The organism is Nakamurella sp. (assembly GCF_048594475.1).
In the GTDB taxonomy this organism is placed as follows: domain Bacteria; phylum Actinomycetota; class Actinomycetes; order Mycobacteriales; family Nakamurellaceae; genus Nakamurella.
The window spans coordinates 1-2327 of record NZ_JBMDXT010000379.1; the positions used below are offsets into that span (position 1 = coordinate 1).

Below are 2327 nucleotides of genomic sequence, written 5' to 3' on the forward strand. Positions count from 1 at the left end.
TTCGTGCCGGTCGGTCGCCGCCGGCACGGCCCGGCCGGCGGCCTCCTGGGCCTCGGCCGCCAGGCCGACCTCCAGCAGCAACTCGCACCGGTCCCGCCAGAGCTCCAGCGGGATCTCCCGGTGCCGGGCGTAGCCGGCCTCGGCCTCGTCGTAGCGGCGCAGGGCGAGCGGCACGTCGCCGCGCAGCGTCGCCGCGTACCCGAGATTGTGCGCCATGATCGCCCGGGACAGGTCGGCCCCGAGGTCCGCGAAGATCGCGTCGGCCTCGACGAGATCAGCTTCCGCCGCGGCTGTTTCGGCTCTGAACAGGTGCAGGACGCCGCGATTGCCCAGCAGCACGGCCAGTTCCCGCCGATCGCCGGCGGCCCGGACGAGAGGCAGGGCCTGCACGTAGCTGGCCATCGCCTCGTCCAGGCGCCCGAGCGACTTGTAGACCATCGCCCGCATCTGCAACAGGCTCCGGATCCCGTCGTCGCCCAGATCCGGCTCGGCCGCTGCGATCTGGCGCAGAGCCGGAGTCGGCCGGCCCCGCCGGACCAGGACGTAGGCCAGATCCAGCCGGGCCAGCGCGGCGGACGCCGGATCGCCCGCGCGGCGGGCCAGCGCGATCGCGCGCCGCAGGTGGTCCTGCGCGGCGGCTCTGTCGGCCAGGTGTCCGGCGACCAGTCCCAGCGCGCGTTCGGCGATCGAGGCGGCCGTCCAGTCGCGCTCCGCGGTGGCCGCGGCCCGGGCCCGCTGCGCGAGTTCCCGCGCGGCCACCGGGCCGGACAGGTAGGCGCGCAGCGCCTCCCGGGCCCACTCCCGGGCCGGTCCCGGCCGCGAGTTCGACACCTGCTGACCCACTCTCGACGGCATCGGGGGATCCCTCCGGCCATAAATCGATTGCCGACGGCCCCGGTGCCGGACGTACGCTGTTGACCCCATGACGCTACTCAGGGGGGCGCATGTCCGGGGTACTTTTCTTCCAGGATCGGGCCGAGCAGATCTGTGCCGGACTGGGCATCGGGCGGTCCGCCGTGCGGCCCGTCGGTCTCGGACTCTGTTACGCGGACGCCGATGTCGACCCCGAGACGCTCCGGGCGACGCCCGGCGCGGGCACCGATCTGGCCATGTCGGTGCTCGTCGAGGGGCAGCCGATGGACGTGCACGGCCAGGGCGTCCCGGTGCCGACCGAGCTGGGGCTGCGGCACCGGCTCGACAACTGGCGGGCTTCGGTGCCGGACGGTCCGGTCGGCACCGGCGAGGGGGTGCTGATCGGGGTGGTCGACTCCGGCATCGTCCCCAATCCGTGGTTGAGCGGCGGTTTCCTCGCCGCGCCGGACGATTTCGAGTCGCAGATCGCCTCGCGCCACCGCCGCCCGGACGACGCCTCGCCGAACGCGCCGGTCGAGATCGGCCACGGCACCTTCGCGGCCGGGCTGATCCTGCAGCAGGCGCCCGCGGCCGGTGTCTGGGTCGAGCGCGCGCTCGGACCGGACGGGACCGCCGACGCCAGCACCGTCATCGAGAAGGCCCAGACCCTGGCCCGGCGCGGGGTCGACGTGCTGAACCTGTCGCTGGGCGCCTTCGCCGACGACCCGGCGGCGCACGACGTGATGGCCCGGATGGTCGGCGAGCTGCAGCGCATCAACCCGAAGATGGTCATCGTCGCGGCCGCGGGCAACCTGCCGCGGACGTCGCCCGACGCCGACGCCTTCCGCGCCCCGGGCCCGTTCTGGCCCGCGGCCCTGCCCTGGGGGGTGGTCGCGGTCGGGGCCGCCGACGCGGCCCGGACCGGCTGGGCGCCGTGGAGCAACCGCGGGCCCTGGATCGACCTGGCCGCCCCCGGGACGGACCTGGTGAGCACCTACATCGACGGCTGCCTGCGGCCGCGCCGCGGTGGCTGGACGGCCTATCACGGGTGGGCCCGCTGGTCGGGCACCTCGTTCGCCACCGCCGTCGTCTCCGGGGCGATCGCCGCCTTGATGACCGGGCCGGACGGGCCGATCAGCGCCGAGGAGGCGGTCTACGCCCTGCGCACCGGCACCTGGTCCTCGGGCTGGATCGAGGCGGACGGCGTCGCCCCGCGGGTGCCGGTGGTCACGCTCCGGCCGTGGCCGACCCGCCGCGCGGAGCGTTGAATGCGCCCCGTCGTGCTGCCGGCGACGATTGACCGATGTCCGGTATCTCCCATCGGTTCCCCGCGTCCTGCACGCATGAGGATCTCGATGCCCGGTCCGGTCGGCGCGCGGAATGACGGCCCGACCGTGACCGAAGCCGAGCCCGTCCCCCCTACCCCCGGCCCCGCCCGACCGGAGCAGGCGGGACCCGCGGCCGGGCGGTCCCGG

General features: G+C 75.2%; 1 protein-coding gene and 1 pseudogene. One reads left to right on the forward strand and one right to left on the reverse strand.

Annotated elements, in window-relative coordinates:
* Window positions 1-855, reverse strand: a pseudogene (locus ACOJUF_RS16980) (CHAT domain-containing protein); the annotation flags it as partial.
* A gap of 89 nt (window positions 856-944) precedes the next feature.
* On the opposite strand from ACOJUF_RS16980, the gene ACOJUF_RS16985 reads away from it, so the two are divergent.
* Window positions 945-2120, forward strand: coding sequence for a S8 family peptidase (locus ACOJUF_RS16985; protein WP_420123006.1), 1176 nt, complete (start codon window positions 945-947; stop codon window positions 2118-2120).
* Window positions 2121-2327 lie beyond the last annotated feature (207 nt).